Consider the following 22219-nt stretch of genomic DNA (forward strand, 5'->3'; position numbering starts at 1 on the left):
TAAAGACGGTTCTACGAATCAATTGATTAAGCTTACTAAGCACGTTCCAGCACTTTAGCCAGCATACGGTGAATAACCTCGTGATCTCGTGGATCATGCAATTGATACTCTTCACCAGGTAGTGTATACCACTCTGCTGCCCCCGCGTATGTGATAGCGAGGTTCAGAATACCTTGTTCATTGCAGCTTGTCTTAAGCTCGAGCTCTCCGCTGATCACACCCACCTCTGTAGTCATTACGCCATGAGTTGCCGTAAAGACTGTTGATTTCTCTTCCATTGGAGCAGCTCCTTTCTATTAAACAAGTTAGTACATTGTTTATACTCTAAATTGATTAATACGTGCAAGTGTTAAGCATGCTTTGTAGTTGTGTTTTTTCTGCTGATTGAAGATTTAAGCCCCAGTTGTACTTTGTTTGAATCCACCATTTTGCGTATCCACAACCAGCTGCAGTCCGAGTTGGCTTCCATGTTGATGGATCTTGGTCACCTTTTGATCGGTTAGAACTTGCCGTCACGGCAATAAGTTGCGGACCAGTAAGATCGTTCGCGAAATCCTCACGTTTGTCTGTTGTCCAGCTACTTGCACCAGAACGCCAAGCCTCAGCGAGGGGTACAACATGATCAATATCAAGGTCAGATGGATTCGTAATCGTTACACCATCATAATAGCTGTACCAGCTACCGGATGTTACTGGACAATCTCCGCTAAAAGAGTCAGCATCACGCTTAAGAACAACTTGACGTGTATCACATCCTCCACCTTGACTCGACCAGTGTGGAAATAGATCGCGAGAATAGCCAGTCATTGAACCTTCTGTCTTAACCACTAATGCGTTCAACTGAGATTGTGCAGCAGATTTAGTAGGCGTTCCTGGCGGTAGCGCCCATGCCTTTTGATTATCATCAGATGATACGACGACAAAAGACATCACCAGAGTAAAAATAAACGAACACAACATCGATTTCTTCAACATGCTTAAATCCTCCAATATGTAGTTTTTTGAATCGTTATAATTTTATAACATCTCTTAAGAAAAAGGCATTACCTTTAAATCAATTAAACATAATCTAGACCTTAGATATAGGTGGATAGTCTGGATTTTCTACGACAATTCCACTCACGAAAAGCATTATAGTAAAATATAATTATCTCTTTGTGTTATTCCACTATTGCATCGCAGGCTGTTTTTCTCCTGGTAAAGGAGCCGGTTCCATGCTTTGGTCGTTTGGCGATAAGTCAATTCCATAATCTTTTGCAAACACCATGTGTGTCTCTTTAAGAACGTTTTCGTGATTCAGATCCAAGTTAAAGACACGCGCTCCACGGAGGCGATTCTTCTCTTCCCCAGGAAGTCCGTACGCTCCAAATCCAGCGCTTCCGCCATAACCTAACATAATGCCATAATAGTTTCCGGCATACGTGTTGATGTGGTCATGTCCACAAAAGACTCCTTTTACATCACCACGATGCTGCATCGCTGAGAATAATCCAGAGTTGATCGGACCGGGACACTCATCTTCATTTCTCTCACCTGTAATCTGATGTTTGTTCACTGCTCGTGAATGATCAGCTTCAGTTCGGCCATCTACACTCGAATACCACATATAACGGTGCTCCCAAAGCGGAATGTGTATGAACATGAGAGAAGGCACCTTAAATCCAAAACGGTTTTCGATTTTTTGAGATGTTTCATTGTACCAATTGACTTGATCAAAACGAACCCAGTCCCATGTTGGATAACCTTCAAAATTTTGACCCGCAATCTCTTTTGGTGCGTATCTTCCACTATCCATCAACCAGAAATTAAAAGCAGGCTTCTTTCCTTTCGTGTCCCAAACAAGAAGGTTCATGTTCCCAGTTCCTGTGATGTGCTTCGCTCCCTTCTCGTTCACATTGTGTTTATAAGATTGGTAGAATACTAGCATCTTACTCTCATCCACACCGCTTTTTGGGGTAGAATCCTCATCATGATTTCCGAATGTAATGGCCCACTTAATGCCTCTCTTCTCCATCGGTCCAGCAACATTGTTCATCGCCTGTTTCATTTCTAGTTCTGTGTCACATCCACCCGTAATTACGTCTCCGTTCAATACCACAAAGTCAGGCTTCTCAGCATCTAGCACTTTTTCCATCAGCTCAATCGTACGACGGTCGATCCGCTCATCATCTTGTGTATCGTTAAACTGAACGACCTTGAATTTTCCATCCGAATGAAACTTTAGCACTTTCTCTTCCTTTCGATCTGCATGGGCTTTTTCAGTGAATAAGTTGGATGTATCACCGAGCGAACCTAGTGTTAATGCCAACGTGCTCGCTCCACCTATCTTAATAAAATCACGACGATTCACTTGTTTAGAACTCATTTTGCTACCCCTCCGTATTTATTTATGTTGGATTGTTTGTTACAAGATTAAGAGTAGCAAGGCTATTTTTAGGTAGTGTTTGATTGGTGTAAATGTTGTGTGAGGGTGGTTGTTGAGAGATTTTACAATTTTAGGCCCCCACAAAGTTGAAGAAATGGATATATAATACCCTTAACGATAAAATGTGTTTCATTTGGAGGTTTGTATGTATAAATCTAATAAAAATGTTCCCACCTCTGTTGGCAACGTGTATGCCGTCAAGTTACCAGATGGCCGCTATGGAGCAATCAGAATTATTGATAGACAAAAACAATCTACAACTCTCGTAACCACTCCTTATATTAGTGATAGACTTCCTAACATTGATGATGAAAAATTAAAACAAACGCTAGTCCAAAATCGGTTTTTCTTTGATGGGCAAAATGCGGGATCGATTGTTGATGGTAAACCACCTAAAGAGTTAATTTTTATTGGTCATATTCAGATGAAAGAAGAACGCCGCTTTCCCAGTTATAGTGGCGATTGGGATATAGAAACGGGAATAGAATCTTATTATGAATGGCGCTGGGAACATGATCGAGAAAACTTTGAAAAAGAGATGCAGGAAGATGAAGAACGAATGGCGAGAGAATCACTCGCTAAAGTTCAAGTACCCAAGAAAATGATGAGTGAAGAAATGTTTTGGTCTATCATCTCTTTAGTAGATGATGAAGATATAGAAGCTGCCATTCAGAAGTTAGCAGTACTAGGTGTACGGAATATTAAGCAGTTTGAAGAAACCTTGTCTTATAAACTCTTTCAATTAGATACGGAAGAACACGCACGAAACATTGGAGTTTATTCCTATAAGGACGAAAATAAGCATTTTTCGGTTGATTTATTTTTATACTTTCGATGCGCTGTCATTACCAAAGGAAGAGACTTTTATGAATTGGTATTACAGAACCCTATACATATGCCTGAAAACGATACGTGTGAGCCCCTACTAGATCTAGCTTCTGAAGCATACGAGCTTCGCACAGGTAAAGACTTCGAATATGAAACGGGTTGTGATTATGAAACATTCTCCAATCGCAAGGGTTGGAAATAGCGTGACTAAGTGCTTTAGCTAAGGGGTATAATTTACGCGAAATTTGTCGAGATTTAGCAACTCGTCGATAAACGATTGAAACTTGTGGAATTATTATTCAAACTCGTGGAATTATTGACGAAATTTATGGATTAACGCTATAAATTTCTTGAATAAAGTGGTTGAATACCCTACATGGTATGTATTGTTGATAAGAACAAGCCACTAAAATGGAGCATAATTACACATTTTCTTCTAGTTACAACTCACTGTTCTCTTTCAAACGCAAAAAGTGACTTTCTCCAACTCTTTTTCTCAAAAATAGTCGTTCACCATCACATTATAATCATATATCTTCGCTCTCGTCCTGTGTTTTCCCAAAAACACAGGCTGTTTCTATTTCCAGCACCCAATCCTGTAACGGTGGACAGACTGTATCCATATTTTATTATGAGGAATTTGAGCAGAGATTCTCTACTCGTTCTAGATCTGACAAAAAACAAGGAGGTGTTTGTATTGGACAATAAACACCAATGGAATTTGGATGGATTAAGTACTGGAGACTTTCAAGTTAGTGGCGGTCAGCCACATCATCCCCAAGAACAGCAAGCACAAGACCCTCGTCTTATCGTTCCAGGCTGTGTAATAGGAATCTGTTTTAACTTTTGTGGTGGTTGCGCAGGTTGTGCTGGATGCGCAGGATGCGGCGGTTGTGCTGGTCGTTGTGGAGGCTGTGGCGGTTGCGGAGGCTGCGCAGGACGTTGTGGTGGTTGCGGTGGACGCTGTGGCGGATGCGGCGGACGTTGCGGAGGCAGATAATCAGATAAATGCATTGTTCGAAGAAATTTCAGGGGGCTTTGCTCAAGTTTTTGAGCATCAGTCCTCTATTTAATTTTTCTCGCCCCTACAAACATGGTTTCGTCTACCTCAAGTGGACAATTCCTACAAATGTATTTTTCAAAATGACACACATACATATATTCACGGTAATTCAAAATAATTTCACGGTAATCCGCAATATATTCACGGTAAATAGCAATTTATTCACGGTAATTGGTTTTATATTCACGTTACTCAATTACTTATTAATCATATGACATAACGGACAAGCAGAATCCATAGGTATAGATGATGAGCATTAGGTTAGGAGGGGTATTATGCCAAGCGTCACTCTCTCGATGTGTTTGAAAATCAACCGAGACACGTTCGTCTATCCACAAAATAACGGCGGCGTTTATCTCCGTAATAACGTGACTTCTATACAAATGGACGGAAATACGATCGAGCAATGGCTGCAAAAATTAATTCCTATGTTAGATGGTAACCGGTCCATGGAGGAAATTACGGACGGGCTGCCTGATCCATATAAAGAGCAAGTCTTTAAGATCGCTGAAGTGTTATATAAAAATGGTTTTGTTCGCGATACAAGTCAGGACCTTCCACATCAGCTACCTCCTGCTCTTTTAGAAAAATATGCTTCACAGATTGAATTTATTGATCACCTTAGCCACTCTGGCGCGCATCGTTTTCAAAACTATCGTGAATCGAAAGTCGCTCTAATAGGCTGTGGTCCACTTCTCACTTCTCTCACAGCTTCACTTTTACAATCAGGACTTCCTGCTTTCACAATTTTTCACAGTACGGTAAACCAAAATGAAACTAAAATACTGCAAGAACAAATAAAGGTTGCAACAAAGCAAGAGCCCGAATCAACCATTACACTCTTACCGTTTAATGAAAACAGCTGTAAAGAAGATCTATCAAACGTTGATTATGTTCTTTATGCAAACGGAGATGTGAACACAGACATACTCTCTATGATTCAAAATATATGCAGGGAACAATCGATATCATTTCTACCTATTACATTACAAAACAATCAAGCTTTTGTAGGTCCTTTTGTCTTATCAGATTCTTCAGCATGCTGGAAAACAGCTTCTTTACGCTTAAACAAAAAACGCAGCGAGGGAAACAAATCCATATCATCGCGAACAGCTTCAAGCCTGCTTGCGAACGTCGCTGTTTTTATGTTGTTTAAAAAGATAACCGGCGTACAGGAAAATTCTGAAAACTCCATCTATCAACTGAACGTGGAAACATTAGAAGGAAGCTGGCATCCGGTTTCTCCTCACCCTCTCATAAACAAAAAAATGAAGGTTGATCAGGTCGATGACCCTCACTTGTTTTTAAAAGATTCACCCAACCGAGAACTTGATCTGCACTCGTTGTTTTATCAAATTACATCAAGGGAAACCGGATTATTCCGTTTGTTTGAAGAAGAAGATCTAAACCAGCTTCCACTATCACAGTGCAGAGTAAAAGTGGCAGACCGTTACGGTGAAAGTGAGCCAGAACTTATCACAGCCTCAGGCAGAACACACGAAGATGCCCGACTAGAAGCAGGTCTAACTGGACTTGAAACGTATGTGAAGAAGTTATTTCATCATTCTCCCGATAAAATGAGTGTTGGTACCGGCCGGTCTGCAGCAGAAGGAATGTGTAGAGCACTGCAAAACAAGCTACAAGAAATTTTCATGGAGTCTCATAACAAAATGCAAGTCTCTGCAGAAATTGATTCGAGATCCATTCAAGATTCATACTCCACGTTTTTGATTGGAGCACTATCAACTCTTAGTGATGAAATCAAGCTCTTTTTAGGAAAGAAAGTTCATGGTTTTCCAGTGGTATGGGTTCAGCAGCATGGTAAATGTTTCGGCTCTATCGGTCTAGATGAGAACCGTGCGTTACAAAACGCACTTCAAGGAGCACTTATGGATCGGCAAAATAACGAAGAAATTTCAAGTAAGAAATGCATAAAGTCATCAGCTACCATTTCAACCACTGGACTTCAAACGATTACCCTCTCAGAAACAAAAGAAGTACCACTAACAGAAATATTAGCATCAGCTCTACAAACGTTAAAGAACAACAACTGCAACGCAACGTTTTACACACTACATGCAGAACCCATTTTGAACGAAAATACTTCTGGCATGTTTGGAATCACACTCTCTTCGGAGGTTCAATCATGACTCAAAAAATCATTTTGATAGGAAATGGTAGTTTAGCAAACGAAGTCTACCAACAACTATATGAAGCCTGTCACATCTCTCGTTTTAAAACGGTGGAAGATGCTGAAATCAATAATGAAAAACTAGCATTAGTCCTTCATGATAGCTGGAATCCGGCTCAGCATGTTAAAGCAGAAGAATTGTTCCGAAACAGCAATATTCCATGGTTGCGAGGATTTGTATTCTTTGGTGAAGCACATGTTGGTCCACTCGTTCAGCCAGATCAACCAGGCTGCTCACAATGCGCGGATCTACGTTTTTTCATGACCGGTCAAGATCGTAGAGAACATTTTCACATGAAAGACTATCAATGTTCAAAAGAAGAATTACCGCGAGATGTTTGGGCTACTAATCTCGCAATCAACCAGACAGCTGCCCTCATTTGTGATGAGGTCGAGCGTCTCATGCATGTTGGTACTCCTCTCACCCATGAACACGTATACTTGATGAACCTACAAACGTTCAAACTTTCGAAGCATTTCTTTTTACCAGATCCGTATTGTGAAACATGTGGTGACATACTACTTGATACCGATGATCATGCTATGGTTTCTCTTCAATCTAGTCCGAAAATCTCTCGAGACGTTTATCGTTGCCGTTCGATAGATGACCTTCAAAACGTATTAAGTCGAGATTATTTAGATAATCGTACGGGTCTTCTCAACTTTAAAAGATATGACTTGATCTCACCTTTCGCCGACACTGTTGTAAACCTGCCTTTGCTCTCTGGTAATGAACTGAATGCCGGCAGGACACATTCGTATGTGCATAGTGAACAAGCGGGTATTTTAGAAGGACTTGAGCGGTATTGTGGTTATGCGCCACGAGGAAAACGAACAATCGTTTACGAACCATACAACAAAGTGAAAAATGTAGCAATGAATCCCCTATCAATCGGAACTCATGCACAGGAACAATACAGTCAGCACCATTTTCCATTTCAACCGTTTGATCCAGATCGACCGATCCACTGGGTGTGGGGATATTCCTTATCTGAAGATCGCCCTGCATTAGTGCCTGAAACGTTCGCCTATTACAGCATGGGTGGAGGAGAAGGCTTCGTTTATGAGACTTCAAATGGCTGTGCAGTTGGTGGTAGTTTAGAAGAAGCCATTCTTTATGGCATCTTCGAGATCGTGGAACGCGATGCGTTTCTTATGACGTGGTACGGTGAACTGCCTATTCCGCGTCTTGACATGAAATCAATTGATGACTGGGAGCTTCAGCTCATGGTTCAACGCATCCTCCATGTGACAGGGTTTGAGGTTCAATTATTTAATGCTACTACTGAAAACAGAATTCCAAGCATTTGGGCGATGGCAAAGAATACGAAGAACGATGGCTTAAATTTGCTCTGTGCAGCTGGTGCCCATCTTGATCCACTTAAAGCAGCCAAAGGTGCTGTTCAAGAGCTTTCTGGCATGCTTCTTAATATGGAAGAAAGCTTTCTGAAAGACCGTAAGAAATACGAAAAGATGTATAAAGACTCTAGTCTAGTTCGTCATATGGAAGATCACTCGATGGTGTACGGCTTAAAGGAAGCAGAGAAACGATTATATTTTTTACTAGATAAGCGGAAGGTGCGAGACTTTGAAGAAGAGTTCAAACCGGTTCGTCAAACTGACGATCTTTTAGAGGACCTAAATAGTGTGCTGAAAATCTTTAAGAAACTAAATCTTGAAATAATCGTTGTGGATCAAACTGGACCAGAATTAAAACGAAACGGCCTACATTGTGTAAAAGTCATCATACCTGGCATGCTGCCGATGACGTTCGGACATCATCTTATTCGATTACAAGGGTTGGATCGTGTCCTCACGGTTCCGATGAAGCTCGGATATGTGAAACAACCGTTATCACCGAACGAATTGAATCCACACCCTCACCCGTTTCCTTAAAACTGTACGATAGAAAGAAAGGGGCATTGTACATGAACCTCGATAAGTTTTTATACAACCTTCATTACGAGACCGCTAAGATCACGCCTCCCGATTGGGAAGTGAACTGGGAAGATGCCCCGCTTCCCTATAAACTGTACACAACAGATCTGCCTGAAGTTGAATTAACCAGAAATTTTTCTGACACGCACTCACCTAGTACTCATCCAACGCTAGCTGATCTAAGTCAATTTCTTTGGTATTCCTATGGAATTACGCAATTGAGTGAGTCGTATCTTTCCATGGATTCAGTGGAAACGTGGATGACTTATCGACGCTACGTTCCTTCTGGGGGTGCACTCTATCCGAGTGAAGTTTATCTGTATCTGAAACTCCAAGAAATACCCACTGGCATCTATCATTACGATGCTGCACATCATTCGTTAATTTGTTTGCGTGAAGGCAACTTTGATGAGTATTTGAATCATGCTTTAGGAAATCGCTGCGATATGTCCAAATGTTTTGCAGCTGTATTTGTATCGACTTTTTTTTGGAAGAACTTCTTTAAATATCATAACTTTTCATACCGTCTTCAAGGACTCGATGCAGGCTTTTTGCTTGGCCAGATGTTAGAAGTCGGAAAACGTAAGAACTTTGCGACTGGAGTTTATTATCAGTTTTTAGATGGAGCTATCAACCATCTACTTGGGGTTCATGAGGATGAAGAAAGTGTGTATGCTGTTCTGCCTCTCTCCATAGACAATGAAATGAAATGGTTTGAGGATATAAAAGACGTTCAGATTACCTCAGCAAAACTATGTGAAAAGCTTGAACCCATACATCATCAACATTACATGAAGTCAAAGGTTGTTCGCCCTTATCCCATGCTGCTCAAAATGAATCAAGCATGTATGTTGCATGCTTTAACTAATGATAAAAAGCGTTCAATCAATAATGATTCTTCTCTTGTAAAGGTACCGCAAACCAACGATTTAACTTATTCGTTCTCAAAAACATGCAAAGATCGATATTCCCCAGGACAAGATTTTGTATTAAAACCACTACAATTCGAAACTCTAACACACCTTTTAAATGAACTTACTTTAATGAGTAACTATCGAAACGATATTGATCAAGATCTTTCACTCTTAACGTCCCGTGTTTCCTTACGCTTTACTTCATATGGTGTAGTTGGACTTTCTAACGGTATGTATGAATTCTGTAATTCTACTCATGAGATAAAGCAAATCTCACACGGAGATTATCGGATGTCTCAACAAAATGGACTGCTTTCCGATTTTGTGAACATGGCGCAGATCCCTCTTTCTTTTAATTTTAGCGGCAGCAACAACCACTACCAGGAACTGTACGGTTATCGAGGGCATCGGATTCAGCACATGGAAGTGGGTATCCTATCTCATAAATTACTTCTCGCTGCCTCTGCACGAAACATGAATGGTCATCCTGTTCTAGGGTTCGATGTTCCTTGGTATGATGAGTTGTTCCAACTAGGAGAATATGAAAGAACGAGTTTGCTTCAGATTCCAGTGGGTTACCACCTGCCCCCAGCACGACTACAAAGTCCGTTAAATATGTAAAAGCCTGTGGCGATTGTGCTGCAGGCTTTAGCGTTCTATAGTGACAGATTATAGCTGATTTGGACAAACCGTACCGATCGCGATACCAAAAGGCTCAAGACCTACAGTGATCTCTCCAACGAATGTATTTGTTGTAAGATCAAGAACAACTACTGTAGTACTACCAAAATTATTGTTAGTTATATAGGCAAATTTATCGTCTGGAGTAATCGCGATATTTGCTGGAAGATCTAAATCAGGACTCGTAAGTAACGTCGTTTCACTTTTCGTTATTGTATCTATGATAGAAATTGATGGATCACTTAAATTCACGACATAAGCAGTGCTACCATCTGAAGTAATGGCTATTCCTAAAGGAGCACTTGTTCCTGGTACAATTCCTACCGGTATGAGGGTTTCAGCTAGTGTCGTTGTATCAACTGCGGACACAGAGCCCTCAAAACTATTCGTAACATAAACTTCTGCACCATTAGGAGTTACTGCAACCCCAAAAGCACCAGCAGGAGGAATTGCACCAACTGTAATAACTGTCTGTGTGGTCGTAACAAGATCAACAATAGATAGTGTTCCTTGTGTTTGATCAGTCACATATGCTGTTAGACTATCAGGAGAAATTGCTATATTAACTGGATTACTAGGTGCATTTCCTACGGGAAATACGTTAATTATAGAGTTTGTGACTGTACTGATTGCAGTAAGTGTTCCATCATTTGCATTTGTGACATAAACAGTCGTTCCATCTGGAGTCACAGCAACTCCGGTGGGACCTCCAGGTACATCTATGGTGTTAATTACTGTATTAGTTAACGTATCAATAACTGAAACGGTATTGCTAGTAAAGTTAGTTACATAAGCTCTTCTTCCATTAGGTGATAGCGCCACAAGTAATGGTAACTCTCCAACTGATATCGTATCAATCGTTGTATTTGTTTCCGTATCAATAACAGATACTGTGTTATCACCTGTATTTGTAACATAGGCTAACACTTGGCATGCTAGTGGCGGAACCGGGCTAAGAAATATGCCTGCGATACAATCACAGTTAGTGACAAATACTCTGCCATCTCTTAAAATTCCTGAAACACATCCTGTTCGATCATCATAATTTTGAAAGTTTATCACGATGGGAAGGGATGTGTTTTTTAATAGTATGGAAATAGAAGTGCCCGTTTTCAGTGTTTTCAATAACGCGCACGTACAATGCATGCTATGATTCGGTTCGTTCATGTTCTTCTCCTCTTTACCGTTCAATTTAGAACAAACATATATGTGTTTATTCTATGCATGTACCCCTAAATGCGTTAAGAGCATGTAAAAAGACACCTTCACTTGAAGATGTCTTCAATATCTAACTCTAGTTGCTATCTAAATTCTTATACCGATTGAAAAAAACATAAGATGCAATGGTTGCGATGAGAACAGTTGATAGAACCACAACGAGCATGCCCGTAAATTTATAAATGCCTGGCAAGAAAGATATTGCAACAAGCAAAATTCCTGCAACTACAAAGAGCTTCCCGCTCAATTGGTGCGTCTTTCTCCATGTCTTTTCGTTCGCAAGCGTCCACGGTGTGCGTACTCCGATAAAGTAGTTGTGTTTGATTCGTGGCAAATAATTTCCGAGTACGATAAAAAGTAACCCGATACCTAAGTTCACAACCAATGAGATGTCTATATTAACACCTAAACCATAGCTTATGGTCATGGATTGAAGAAGTAAGAAGAATACGTTCATAATCGTAATAAAAATCGTATAACTGCTAGAAAATTTCTTGTAGTTTTCTTTCTTCGGATCAATTCTTGGCATGAAGATAAACAACGCCATCAAAACAATCATTAACAGTGGTGGAAAGAATGCAGCATATTGCTTATCCCAATATCCATCCACCTCACCATGGATGTTCCAATGCATCGGCATTTGATCAGGCAGGTAAGGATAAGCGAATACACCGATCAGTATACTAAGTGCAATAAGAAGGTAACTCCATCCATACTTTTTCATCATTTTTCCTCCTTCGTTGTAAATGTAAAATACCAGCTCATTAATTCATGAAACACTGTTGTGTTTAAAGAATAATAGATATGCTGTCCTCTTCTCTCATCATCGATTAACGAAGCATGCTTTAAGATTTTCAAGTGATGAGATACACTTGGCTTTTGCATGTCAAAATGTGAAGCGATCTCTCCTGCGGTTAGTTCATCTTCTTTTAACAGCGTTAAGATCTGTCTTCGGGTTGGGTCGGATAATGCTTTAAATGCTTCATTAAGAGACATCTTGTCACCTCAGGATGATTCCCCATTATTAGATATTTAGATAAATGTCTAAATATCTAATTACATAATATGTTTATTCTGCCTTTGTGTCAATCATTTCAGTAAAATGTGTTCAATAAAAATAAGCACATTTATTAGTTAAATAAATGTGCTTACTTCAAGGAATATTCTTCTGATTTAACGATGCGATGGCCAAGATCCCTGCATTTTTCTCAACAGCATAATTTGACCAGTATGATAGGCATCATGAAGAAAGATATCAATGAGATCACTTTCTAATCCATTCTCTTTTAATTCTTCTAAACTCATCTCACTTAGTAAGCCTTTGAGCTTGTTGTGTACGCTTTCTGCGCGATTAGTGGTAAGATACCAGTCATCATCGTCTTCCGTTTGTTTGGTGATAAAAAAGGTATCGTTTCCATCAATTCGCGTCCATTCTTGTCCTTCCAACGTGGCAACAAGTCGTTCTTTGTAATAAATGAGATGATTGACGTTCTCCCAGATAGATTTCGTTGCTACGCCCGGCGGTCTAAAGCTCGCTTGCTTAGCCGTTAATCCCTCTATAGCTGGTTTGAGCGGGGCATACCAGCTCTCTTTATCAAATGTCGAATCTAGTACATCCAGTAAGAATTCTGCTCGGCTCAAGTTACTAACCCTCCTAATGATTTGTCGGATTTTTTATCATAGGCTCAACGAGATCTGTATCTGGCGGGGCGTATCCAAGTTGTCTGCCAATCTTCACAATCTGTCCTTTGTGATGGAATTCATGAGTCATCGTGTGCGTAAATAACCACAATGCTGTAAAGTCTGCTTGACTGCCATTTCTAAATGTCACTTCTATTGTGTGATCCCAATTGTCTTCAAATTTGTCGAGAAATTCATAAACCAACTCATCTGTTTTTCTGAAAAGCTCACGCATCTCTTGAACGTTATGTATGGACTCAGGAGTAATTTCTGGAAGTGACTTTCCAAGAGCACGATCACCGAGCCATCCTTGATAACAACCTGCTACGTGGGCATGTAGGCTGAGAACAGATTCACCACTAAACCCTTCAAGTTTCTTTTCATAATCAGCTGGATCTAATGTCTCGCAATATTGAAAAAGAGTCTCTCTCGTTGAACGTACCCAATCATACTGAGTTCTGAACAAATTCATACTCTCACTCTCCTTTTTGAACTTACGAATACTTCCCTATCGTTAAGTAGATTTCCTTCTTAAAGGGTTTAAGAATATGACGTTAACCTCGTTAAAAAAGATGCATTCCTTGTGCTAGGAATGCATCTTCGATAAAGAAATGCTTATAACGTTTGTAAAAACCGGTCAATTCGGCGCATTGCCTCTTCAAGCTTTTGCACAGAGGTCGCATAGGAACAGCGAACATGCCCCTCTCCACTCTCTCCAAAAACACTGCCTGGTACAACGGCAACCTGTTCTTTCATCAGAAGCTGTTCGGCGAACTCTTCCGATGACAGTCCTGTCTTTTCAATGGAAGGAAATACATAAAATGCACCACCTGGAACATGGCATGATAAACCCATCTCCTCTAGAGCATGAATGACCAAACTACGGCGCTGCCGGTAACTTTCTTTCATTTTCACTACATCTCTCTGCCCGTTAACGAGTGCTTCAAGGGCAGCATGCTGAGCCATCGTAGGAGCGCACATCATCGTATACTGGTGAATTTTTAGCATAGCTTGCAGAATAACCTTAGGTCCGCAGGCAAAGCCCAAGCGCCAACCCGTCATGGCAAATGCTTTTGAGAATCCAGAAATTAAGATCGTGCGGTCACGCATATTTTTCACTGCAGGAAAACTCGTATACGGTTCATCGTACGTAAGTTCAGCATATATTTCATCTGAAATAACGAGCAAATCATGCTTCTCCACTACCTCCGCAATCCTCTCCAAATCACTTTTAGATAAAACAGTGCCTGTTGGATTATTCGGACTGCACAACATAAGCACTTTCGTTTTGTCAGTGATAGCCGCTTCGATTTGTTCAGGCTGAAGCTTGAAATCATCTTCACTGTAGGTATTTACGGGCACAGGAACACCACCGGCGAGAGTAACTGTTGGTGCGTAGGAGACAAAACTTGGTTCTACAACAATAACTTCCTCTCCTGGATTAAGGACCGCTCGCAATGCTATATCAATAGCCTGTGAAGCACCGACAGTAACGATTATTTCATCTTCAGTACTATACATAACACCAAACCGTCTTTTCATATAGCGAGAAATCTCTTTTCGGAGCTCAAACAATCCTGCATTAGCTGTATAAGCCGTATAGCCTTGTTCTAACGAGTGATAACTTGCTTCAATCACATTCCATGGTGTAACGAAATCCGGCTCACCGACACCAAGGGAAATAACGTTTTCCATAGAAGAAGCAAGGTCAAAGAAACGACGGATACCAGATGGCTGGATGGATTGCACGGTATTTGATAGATATTTAGAAGTGGGTTCAGTAATCATGGTGACACCACAATTCGTTTATCCTCATCATTATCACTAAATACAAGGCCGTCATGTTTGTATTTTTTTAAAATGAAATGAGTGGTTGTTGAAATGACTGAATCGATAGTCGAGAGTTTTTCCGAAACAAATCGTCCAACTTCCGCCATCGTTTTCCCTTCGATCGATACTGACAAATCGTAAACGCCGGACATGAGATATACCGCTTTAACTTCAGGAAAACGGTAAATTCGCTCCGCCACTTTATCAAAGCCAACACCTCGTTTTGGTGTGACCTTTACATCGATCATAGCTGTTACAGCACCGTCTTCGGTACCTTTCGTCCAGTCGATAATGGCCGAATAGCCTAGAATCACTTTTTCTTTTTCAAGCTTGTCTAGTATTTGTTTTGTTTCATCCTCTGTAATTCCCATTAACCTTGCGATTGTTGCTGTTTCAAGACGTCCATTTTTTTCAATGAGTTGCAATAATTCACGTTCTGTAGAATCCAAATCAATCACTCGCTTTTAGTAGAATATGCAGACCATTATAACAAACCCTATAATTTAATCCACTTGGAAATTATTTAATAAATGGATATCTGTTAGATTTTCTATTTACAATACAAATACTCCGTATCATACATTGTAGCTCTGTAACGCTCTTACCCTGGTTCTATTTAAAGCCATTCATAGCAATCGTCAGCTAAATGCTGTAACTCTTCTATGAAAATACTAGCGTGATATCCGTCACATACCGCATGATGCACTTGTATAGATAATGGAAGCAATATTGTCGAATCCTGTTTAAAATATTTTCCACTTGTTATAATCGGTAACAAATAACTGTTTCCCTCATTTATGTTCAAGTTGAATCCTGTAAAGCTAACCCAAGGAATCATGGATATCGGAAATGAATTTGGTGGTTCATTCTGTTTCGTGAATAACCCCTTTATGCTAGAATATCGCTCTATATCATCATTATAGTTTTTGTAAAAACGATCAAAATGATTGGAATATTCTGTCCAAATGCTCGAGAACGATTTGTTATCACTATGAAAGATTGTATAGCTCGGCAGCATCTCTTCCCAATAACCTAGTGTTTCATCCTTAAAACAGGTGCGGAATTCTTTATGAGAATTAACAACTTTACTAACCATGTGAATGAAAGTCGGATAAAACGTAATGCCTTTTTTCTGAACCTGTTTTAGTAACCTTGTAATGTTAATATTTGCGGTCAAGCTAAAGGTGCATTTTTGACGTAAATAGTGTTCAAAATATGGAGTTCTATCCCAATTCTTTTTATTGATTGCATGAAATGTCATGTATTTCGCCTCCTGGAATATTTTTTTAAGTTTCAGGAGGCTTACTTATCTGCTTTCACCATTTTTCTCACCTCTCAAATTTCACTGAGTGCACTAGTTATTCTACTTTAATATTAGCAACGAACTCCGTATCACCTTGATCAGAATCAAAGTCTATCTCTAGAACATAATTACCCTTTTCTTTAGGGAAAAAGAAAGTCTTGTCAGCATCATTTAACATTGTGAGATCCTCACCTTTTCGAGCTACTACACCAATACTTACTCCCGAATATGGATTCATTCCTTCGATCTCATTTTGTTCAATGATTAAAAACCCGCTACTTCCAGGGTTAACGGAAATTTGCTTTTCTTTTGCAGCAACTTCTTTTAAACTTATGTATTCTTTATCATATTCACCTTCAGTAAAGTTCCACTTTCGATTTCCTTCTTTAAGTTTATATAGCTCATCGCCCACCTGAAGAAATGCTTCTGGAGGACTTTCATAGTAATCTTCACCAATACAGCCTGTTAACAAAAAAGGAGTAAGAAGCAGTGTTGCTAGAAAGGTTACGCTTTTGGATTTATTCATATTTAATATTTCCTTTCCTTACTAACCTTGAACAAAAATGAATTATTAGAAAGTATTTTCTTTACCTAAACCGTTTAAAACGATTAAAAAGTTTGTCAAGTTCCTTTAATGATTCTGTACATATGTTTAACAACATTCAATAAAAAATGCACTTCTCCTTCTTGAAGAAATGCACCCGCAGTGGAATATAATTCGTTAATTACTATGCACTTTAACATAAACTGAACCAAACAATTTATCATCAACGTACGCATTCAACTTCCACATCCCTGAATGAGGCAGTGACATCATCGAAGGGATATGTGCATCAGCTCCATTGTTTGATCCGCCTACAACTGAATCTACAAGAGACACTTCTTCATCTGTTTTTTGTGATGTGGCAATAACTTTAAACGGCTTACCAGGTAAGTCTTCAGATTCCCACAAATGCCACATATACTTCTGCTCTTTGTTAGGGAAAAATCTAGTGACTTCTGAGTCATCGTAAATAAAACCTATCTTATCTTTTTCACCAATCATCGTATAACTACCAGACTCAAATAAGGTACTTTCTTTCCAACTATCTTGATTACATGCCACAAGGACTAAGATACATATAATTATAAAAATGACTTTTCTCAGACAAGATTCCCCCTTTCTTTACGGATAACTGCTTTTTCTAAAGTTTCTCCTGTTTCTACAGCACCGCCTGGTAGAGTAACCATATAAAACTCGAACATTCTTATTGTTCTAGTTTTCAATACTTAAGTTTGATTACAATTTATGTTCATTGTTGATATATTAGTTATCATAGATTTATTATTTGAAAGAAAATAATTAATAGAAAGAGGTTGAATTTTTATGAAATCGTTGAGCAACATATTTCGTTCATCCACTTTTAGAAAAATTGTCCCTGTTCTATTTCTTTCTAGTGCAACTCTTGTAGGTTCAATCAGCCATGTTGATGCCAAAGTAACAAGACCCGATGAACAAGGAACTGCAAATCATCATGTTTTTTCCAAGCTTGAGGAAAAATTTGATGCGAAACTTGGAATCTATGCTTTGGATACTGGTACCAACCAAACCGTAAACTATCATCCAGATGAACGTTTTGCTTATACATCTACTCATAAGGCTCTAGCTGTAGGAGCACTATTGCAACAGAAATCAATAGAAGACCTTAATCATACAATTACCTATACACGCGAGGATCTTGTTACTTATAGTCCGATTACCGAAAAGCATGTTGATACCGGGATGACTCTTAAAGAGCTTTCGGATGCTTCTCTTCGATACAGTGACAATACTGCTGGAAACCTTATTCTTAAACAACTGGGAGGACCAACTGGATTTAAAAGATCACTGGAGGAAATTGGTGATTATGTTACCTACCCTAAACGCTATGAACCTGATTTAAATGAAGTTAATCCCGGTGAGATTCACGATACAAGTACACCAAGAGCACTTGCTACTAGTCTTCAAGCATATGCTCTGGGAGATATACTCCCAACAGAAAAACGCGAACTATTAATAGATTGGATGAAGAGAAATACTACTGGAGATGCCTTAATTCGAGCAGGAGTGCCAAAAAGGTGGGAAGTAGCTGATAAGACTGGGGCAGGATCATATGGTACGCGAAATGACATTGCGATCATTTGGCCGCCAAAAAGTGACCCTATCGTTCTTGCTGTACTTTCCAGTCGTGATCAAAAAGATGCTGATTATAACGACAAGCTTATTGCTGAAGCAACTAAAGAAGTAATAAAGATTCTTAAAGTAAAAAAATAACAAAGGTTACGTCCAAAGGATGAAGTAAATAAGCGTTTTAAAAAATGCAGGATAACTTTTATCTTGCATTTTTCTTTGCTCTTTTAAACTGTGTTGTACGAATAGAAGAGTTCATAAGATATTTTCTGTTTCGAAACGAAGGAGGCTCTTATGATAAACTTTTTTTCTATCAATCGTTTAAAAGGGTACCAGAAACTATTATTTATCATAATCCCACCTTTCAAATTAATTATTAACTACAGCATTATAATGGTGCATTTTACTTCTCTAGAATCGCACCCTAATGTTAAATAAAAAATGACTAAGCTAAAAAACTATGTTCATTAAGCCACCGTATTCTTAGAGATATTCTTTTATTCCGTTTTCGAAGGCACGATTATCGTTATTTATCAAACCATGCAACGCTTCTTGTAAAGCAAACGTGCTCTTATAAAATGTAACACGCTGAGCTATTTCTGAACCATTTGGATAAAGGTCTATACACTTGTTAAAGAAATCCTCACCATAACTTGATAGTATTCCTGCAAAATCAAAGGCAGGATCACCAATACGGGTACCACCAAAGTCTATGACCCCTGAAATTTCACAATTTTTGGAGTTCCATAAGATATTCGAAGCTCCAAAATCTCCATGTATAAGAGTCGTTTTTAAATGTTCTTCATTATTAAGGAAACTCTCAAATGAATAAAAGATATCCTTTTGAGCTTTTTCATTGATAAACGGAAAGAGCTTGTCCTGTATATTTTTAAAGAGTTCTTTCATTTCTTCATAAGGGTTACGATCTTTTAATTCTAGATCCCTATTCAACTTCTGTTTTGATATGGAATGAATTTCAATTAAAAATGTTACGAGTTGTTTTGCAAATTTTATTGAATCCACATTATCAACTCTAACTAAATGTTCATTCCAAAAAGGATCACCTTCAATACGTTCATAACCAGTAAATACTTTACCAGGTTCTAATAGGTCAAATGACTGATATTTTGGACATGGAATTGGGATGGATATTGTGCCCCTAATAAGTTCTAAGATTTTCGTTTCTTCTATTAAACTTACAATTCCTTTATCGTACTTGGGAAATCTGAATACAAGAGAATTGTTAATTATTAAAACATCGTTATTTTGACCAATATCATTAGGATAAACATCCTCAATTAAAAGTTCAGGATAGACTGCTTGAATACGTTCAATATAATCATTCATTAGTATACTCCTTGTTTTTCAACCTAACATTTATTATTTAGTGCTTCATTTAAGCACCCTTTTCTTGAAGACTTGAATTAATTACCTTTAACTCAAGCTGGGTTCATTTGTTTTAGAGTAAATACAAGTGTCTGTCAGCATGCTGCCATCTGCCGATAGGTCATCATTCCTTAAAGTACCTTCAAATGTAAAACCAAGTTTTTCTGGTATAGAGCGACTTTTAACGTTTCTTGATTCACATCTTATTTCAATCCTCTTAAATGCGAGGTGATTTAACCCAAAGTTAACTAACTCCTTTACAGCTTCGGTCATATATCCATGTCCGCTATGTTTTGTATGAATCCAGTAGCCCATCTCACATTTTGGAATATCCCAGTCAATCCTGTGTAGGCTAGCTGTTCCAATAAAGTCCTTCCCTCCATCTTTATCAAACATAAGAAAACGAAAATCTTCTCTTTTTAAAAATTGTATATGAGCATTTCTTAATAGTATTTCGGTTTCTTCAACACTAGGGATTTCTTGAAAGAGTGAAAGCCACGCTTTTAATTCATCAAACGAATCTTTTATGGCTTGGTGCACAGTCTCTCCATCTCCAGTTTGAAGTGGTGCTCGAAGAATTAGTCTTTCCGTTTCTAATTGTAAAGGAATATCTAATAACAAGGGGTTCATCGTATCTTCCTCGCCTTTATTATTTTAGATTAATTATGAAAAGCAGTAAGAGCATTTCTACTTATTAAAAAATGCACCCAAAAGCGGAAGAACAAGGTTCTTAGTTTTCTTTCCAGATAACCGCTTTCTTAATTAACTCTTCAACAAATACTTCTTTAACTTCTTGATATTTATGCGTATCATCAGGGAACTGTTTTGCCAACACCTTTTTAAGATCTCCGTATTTTTTTGCATCTTCTGGATTGTTGTTTAGGTAATCTTTGAATGTTAAATGTGTTTCAATGTTTTCATTTCCAAGTTGAAAAATATGAATGTGATGAGATCTTTTACGTTTCCCTTTTGTAAAATATCTTCTTCCTGTTATTCCATGTTCATTCCTTGGTTCATATCCTAAAGAAAGCATTTCCTCATTGTATAAATGAACTTTCTCGATATCTTTTACAACGATTAAAATATCAATGATTGGTTTTGCATAACCAACAGAAGGTAATGATGTACCACCTATATGATAAATTTTAATCAGCTCATCTTTAAAAATTCTTTTAAGTTTACTTTCTTCTTTTAAATAAGCGTTCTTCCATTCTTCAGTCCATGGAAGTATCTCTGTCTTTCTCACCAGCATTTACTCCTCCCGCATAGAATCCCACTTCTTCACAAGCGCCTTCCATATTCCCATGCCTCTGTAATTTTTATAATACGACGTTTAATGATAGTTTCCTTTCCAACAATCTATTCAAGTTATGCTAGAAACAATTCAGCCACATAAAAAAACGCAACGAATTTCGTTGCGAGCTTCAACCATATTTTACTAAAAATCCCTTTTATATTGAACGGCCAAATAAATGCCACATGCTAGAATGGCTAGTGCGTATTTGTATAAGAAGAAGATGTTCGCCATATACTCAGTAGGAAAAACGATGTCACAAAGAATGATTGTCAACAGCATAAAGTAGCTGCTCTTCAGATAAATGTTTTTTGTCCGTTCATCTTCATTCCCCATCTTCTTATAGAACACATAGGCTAAAACCATACTAACCATTAACAATAAAAAACCAATTCCTAAGAGAATGTTCCAATTGCCAGTAGACTGTTCAGCCCATGACTTCAAAGGATAAAAAGCTGCACCAGGGATATCTGAGATCGACTTAATTTCCATTTTCATCAATTCCTTTCTTATAAGTAAAAATATCGTTTACATCCACCTTAAAGAATTCGGCAATTCGAAAAGCTAACAACAGAGTGGGTACATAATTTCCCTTTTCCATTACAAAGATGGTTTGTTTGGAGACCCCGACTTTTTCTGCTAATTCTTGCTGCGACAATCTGGCAAGTACACGGTATTCATAAACCTTATTTGAAATGGAATCACCAAAATCTTTCTTCATGACATCACCTCTTCTATTTAATTATAAACTAATTTCTTACAAAAAGTAAAGTAAACTTATACTTTGTTTTAAATTACTTTTATTTTTAATCAAGTTACTTTGATTTTAATGAAAATTTCTATTATAAAAAAAGCTGAAAGAAACATTAGTACATTAAGTTATATATTTTTATGTGATTTTCCATGTATCCATATAAAGCACGCCTAACTTCATTTGCCGTATGTTGAAATAGATGTTGATTAATTACCCACAACAACAAAAAAAGGCCGTGGTTTATTTAACCACAACCTTTTAACTAACACTATCTTGTTTATCTATCTTGTCCAAGGAGCATTTTAATGACCTCTAGTGATTTAACGTGATAGCCTTCAAGTTCGAGGACCTTAAAGCAGTAATTTTCTACGACTGCCTCGTCTCCCATTGCAATGTCCAAGCTTTCTGATAGAATTCATCCACCAATCGTATCTACATCTTCATCACTCAGGTGGAGACCAAAAAGGTCATTCACCTCACTGAACAATACCTTACGATGAAGAACAGTCTTATTTGACCCAATTGAAACGCAGAAATATATTCGTCTAGGTTTCGGATTACAAGG

The 22219-nt window shown here is 38.4% G+C and carries 24 protein-coding genes; 6 read left to right on the forward strand and 18 right to left on the reverse strand.

The features are described 5' to 3' along the window. Positions 1–35: 35 nt before the first annotated feature. From IHV10_RS12650 to IHV10_RS12660, 3 genes are all read right to left on the reverse strand, one after another. Positions 36–278, reverse strand: a complete 243-nt coding sequence (locus tag IHV10_RS12650) for a hypothetical protein (RefSeq protein WP_197130069.1) — start codon at positions 276–278, stop codon at positions 36–38. 55 nt (positions 279–333) lie between these two features. Next, the gene (locus tag IHV10_RS12655; protein WP_197130073.1) at positions 334–975 is read right to left on the reverse strand and encodes an HNH endonuclease family protein; all 642 of its coding nucleotides are present in this window, start codon (positions 973–975) and stop codon (positions 334–336) included. A gap of 193 nt (positions 976–1168) precedes the next feature. Further along, the gene (locus tag IHV10_RS12660; RefSeq protein ID WP_197130076.1) at positions 1169–2365 is read right to left on the reverse strand and encodes a metallophosphoesterase; all 1197 of its coding nucleotides are present in this window, start codon (positions 2363–2365) and stop codon (positions 1169–1171) included. 205 nt (positions 2366–2570) lie between these two features. Between IHV10_RS12660 and IHV10_RS12665 the strand changes: the two genes are divergently transcribed. The 5 genes from IHV10_RS12665 to IHV10_RS12685 all read left to right on the forward strand — a co-directional run bounded on the left by IHV10_RS12665 (position 2571) and on the right by IHV10_RS12685 (position 9980). Further along, positions 2571–3455, forward strand: a complete 885-nt coding sequence (locus IHV10_RS12665) for a DUF4240 domain-containing protein (RefSeq protein WP_197130082.1) — start codon at positions 2571–2573, stop codon at positions 3453–3455. A 495-nt stretch (positions 3456–3950) separates the two neighbouring features. Beyond that, complete coding sequence (locus IHV10_RS12670; RefSeq protein ID WP_197130085.1) at positions 3951–4253, forward strand: hypothetical protein; 303 nt, start codon at positions 3951–3953, stop codon at positions 4251–4253. A 338-nt stretch (positions 4254–4591) separates the two neighbouring features. After that, positions 4592–6466, forward strand: a complete 1875-nt coding sequence (locus tag IHV10_RS12675; RefSeq protein ID WP_197130089.1) for a bacteriocin maturation protein — start codon at positions 4592–4594, stop codon at positions 6464–6466. Continuing rightward, positions 6463–8403 (forward strand): TOMM precursor leader peptide-binding protein, encoded by a 1941-nt coding sequence (locus IHV10_RS12680; protein ID WP_197130092.1) that lies wholly within the window; start codon positions 6463–6465, stop codon positions 8401–8403. Before IHV10_RS12675 ends, IHV10_RS12680 begins: the two co-directional genes overlap by 4 nt. Positions 8404–8435: 32 nt before the next feature. Beyond that, entirely contained in the window at positions 8436–9980 is a 1545-nt protein-coding gene (locus IHV10_RS12685; RefSeq protein WP_197130094.1) for a SagB family peptide dehydrogenase, read from the forward strand. A 48-nt stretch (positions 9981–10028) separates the two neighbouring features. On the opposite strand, the gene IHV10_RS12690 is transcribed toward IHV10_RS12685, so the two are convergent. From IHV10_RS12690 to IHV10_RS12735, 10 genes are all read right to left on the reverse strand, one after another. Then, entirely contained in the window at positions 10029–11207 is a 1179-nt protein-coding gene (locus tag IHV10_RS12690) for a hypothetical protein (RefSeq protein ID WP_197130096.1), read from the reverse strand. A 127-nt stretch (positions 11208–11334) separates the two neighbouring features. Further along, complete coding sequence (locus IHV10_RS12695; protein WP_197130098.1) at positions 11335–11985, reverse strand: SdpI family protein; 651 nt, start codon at positions 11983–11985, stop codon at positions 11335–11337. Continuing rightward, positions 11982–12254 (reverse strand): autorepressor SdpR family transcription factor, encoded by a 273-nt coding sequence (locus IHV10_RS12700; RefSeq protein WP_066394788.1) that lies wholly within the window; start codon positions 12252–12254, stop codon positions 11982–11984. Before IHV10_RS12700 ends, IHV10_RS12695 begins: the two co-directional genes overlap by 4 nt. Positions 12255–12431: 177 nt before the next feature. Then, on the reverse strand, positions 12432–12899 hold the full coding sequence (locus IHV10_RS12705) for a DinB family protein (RefSeq protein WP_197130100.1): 468 nt from the start codon (positions 12897–12899) through the stop codon (positions 12432–12434). Between the two features lie 13 nt (positions 12900–12912). Beyond that, positions 12913–13410, reverse strand: a complete 498-nt coding sequence (locus IHV10_RS12710) for a DinB family protein (protein WP_197130102.1) — start codon at positions 13408–13410, stop codon at positions 12913–12915. Positions 13411–13553: 143 nt separating this feature from the next. Beyond that, entirely contained in the window at positions 13554–14726 is a 1173-nt protein-coding gene (locus IHV10_RS12715; protein WP_197130104.1) for an aminotransferase, read from the reverse strand. Further along, the gene (locus IHV10_RS12720; protein WP_197130106.1) at positions 14723–15217 is read right to left on the reverse strand and encodes an Lrp/AsnC family transcriptional regulator; all 495 of its coding nucleotides are present in this window, start codon (positions 15215–15217) and stop codon (positions 14723–14725) included. Before IHV10_RS12720 ends, IHV10_RS12715 begins: the two co-directional genes overlap by 4 nt. Before the next feature lie 167 nt (positions 15218–15384). Further along, positions 15385–16029, reverse strand: a complete 645-nt coding sequence (gene catA / locus IHV10_RS12725; RefSeq protein WP_197130108.1) for a type A chloramphenicol O-acetyltransferase — start codon at positions 16027–16029, stop codon at positions 15385–15387. Between the two features lie 97 nt (positions 16030–16126). Then, positions 16127–16597, reverse strand: coding sequence for a hypothetical protein (locus IHV10_RS12730; RefSeq protein ID WP_197130111.1), 471 nt, complete (start codon positions 16595–16597; stop codon positions 16127–16129). Between the two features lie 195 nt (positions 16598–16792). Then, positions 16793–17176 (reverse strand): DUF4871 domain-containing protein, encoded by a 384-nt coding sequence (locus IHV10_RS12735; protein WP_370568948.1) that lies wholly within the window; start codon positions 17174–17176, stop codon positions 16793–16795. A gap of 261 nt (positions 17177–17437) precedes the next feature. Between IHV10_RS12735 and bla the strand changes: the two genes are divergently transcribed. Further along, complete coding sequence (gene bla, locus IHV10_RS12740; RefSeq protein ID WP_197130117.1) at positions 17438–18364, forward strand: class A beta-lactamase; 927 nt, start codon at positions 17438–17440, stop codon at positions 18362–18364. Between the two features lie 339 nt (positions 18365–18703). On the opposite strand, the gene IHV10_RS12745 is transcribed toward bla, so the two are convergent. The 5 genes from IHV10_RS12745 to IHV10_RS12765 all read right to left on the reverse strand — a co-directional run bounded on the left by IHV10_RS12745 (position 18704) and on the right by IHV10_RS12765 (position 21621). Beyond that, entirely contained in the window at positions 18704–19567 is an 864-nt protein-coding gene (locus IHV10_RS12745; RefSeq protein WP_197130120.1) for a phosphotransferase family protein, read from the reverse strand. A gap of 87 nt (positions 19568–19654) precedes the next feature. After that, on the reverse strand, positions 19655–20236 hold the full coding sequence (locus IHV10_RS12750) for a GNAT family N-acetyltransferase (protein WP_197130122.1): 582 nt from the start codon (positions 20234–20236) through the stop codon (positions 19655–19657). Between the two features lie 100 nt (positions 20237–20336). Then, positions 20337–20858 carry a GrpB family protein gene (locus IHV10_RS12755; protein ID WP_231619544.1) on the reverse strand — a complete coding sequence of 174 codons (522 nt, stop codon included), beginning with the start codon at positions 20856–20858 and terminating at the stop codon, positions 20337–20339. Between the two features lie 186 nt (positions 20859–21044). Further along, complete coding sequence (locus IHV10_RS12760) at positions 21045–21392, reverse strand: DUF2178 domain-containing protein (RefSeq protein ID WP_197130126.1); 348 nt, start codon at positions 21390–21392, stop codon at positions 21045–21047. After that, positions 21382–21621, reverse strand: a complete 240-nt coding sequence (locus IHV10_RS12765) for a helix-turn-helix transcriptional regulator (RefSeq protein ID WP_197130128.1) — start codon at positions 21619–21621, stop codon at positions 21382–21384. The genes IHV10_RS12760 and IHV10_RS12765 overlap by 11 nt, the downstream gene beginning before the upstream one ends. Positions 21622–22219: the final 598 nt, after the last annotated feature.

Source organism: Fictibacillus sp. 5RED26 (assembly GCF_015903895.1).
GTDB lineage: Bacteria > Bacillota > Bacilli > Bacillales > Fictibacillaceae > Fictibacillus > Fictibacillus phosphorivorans.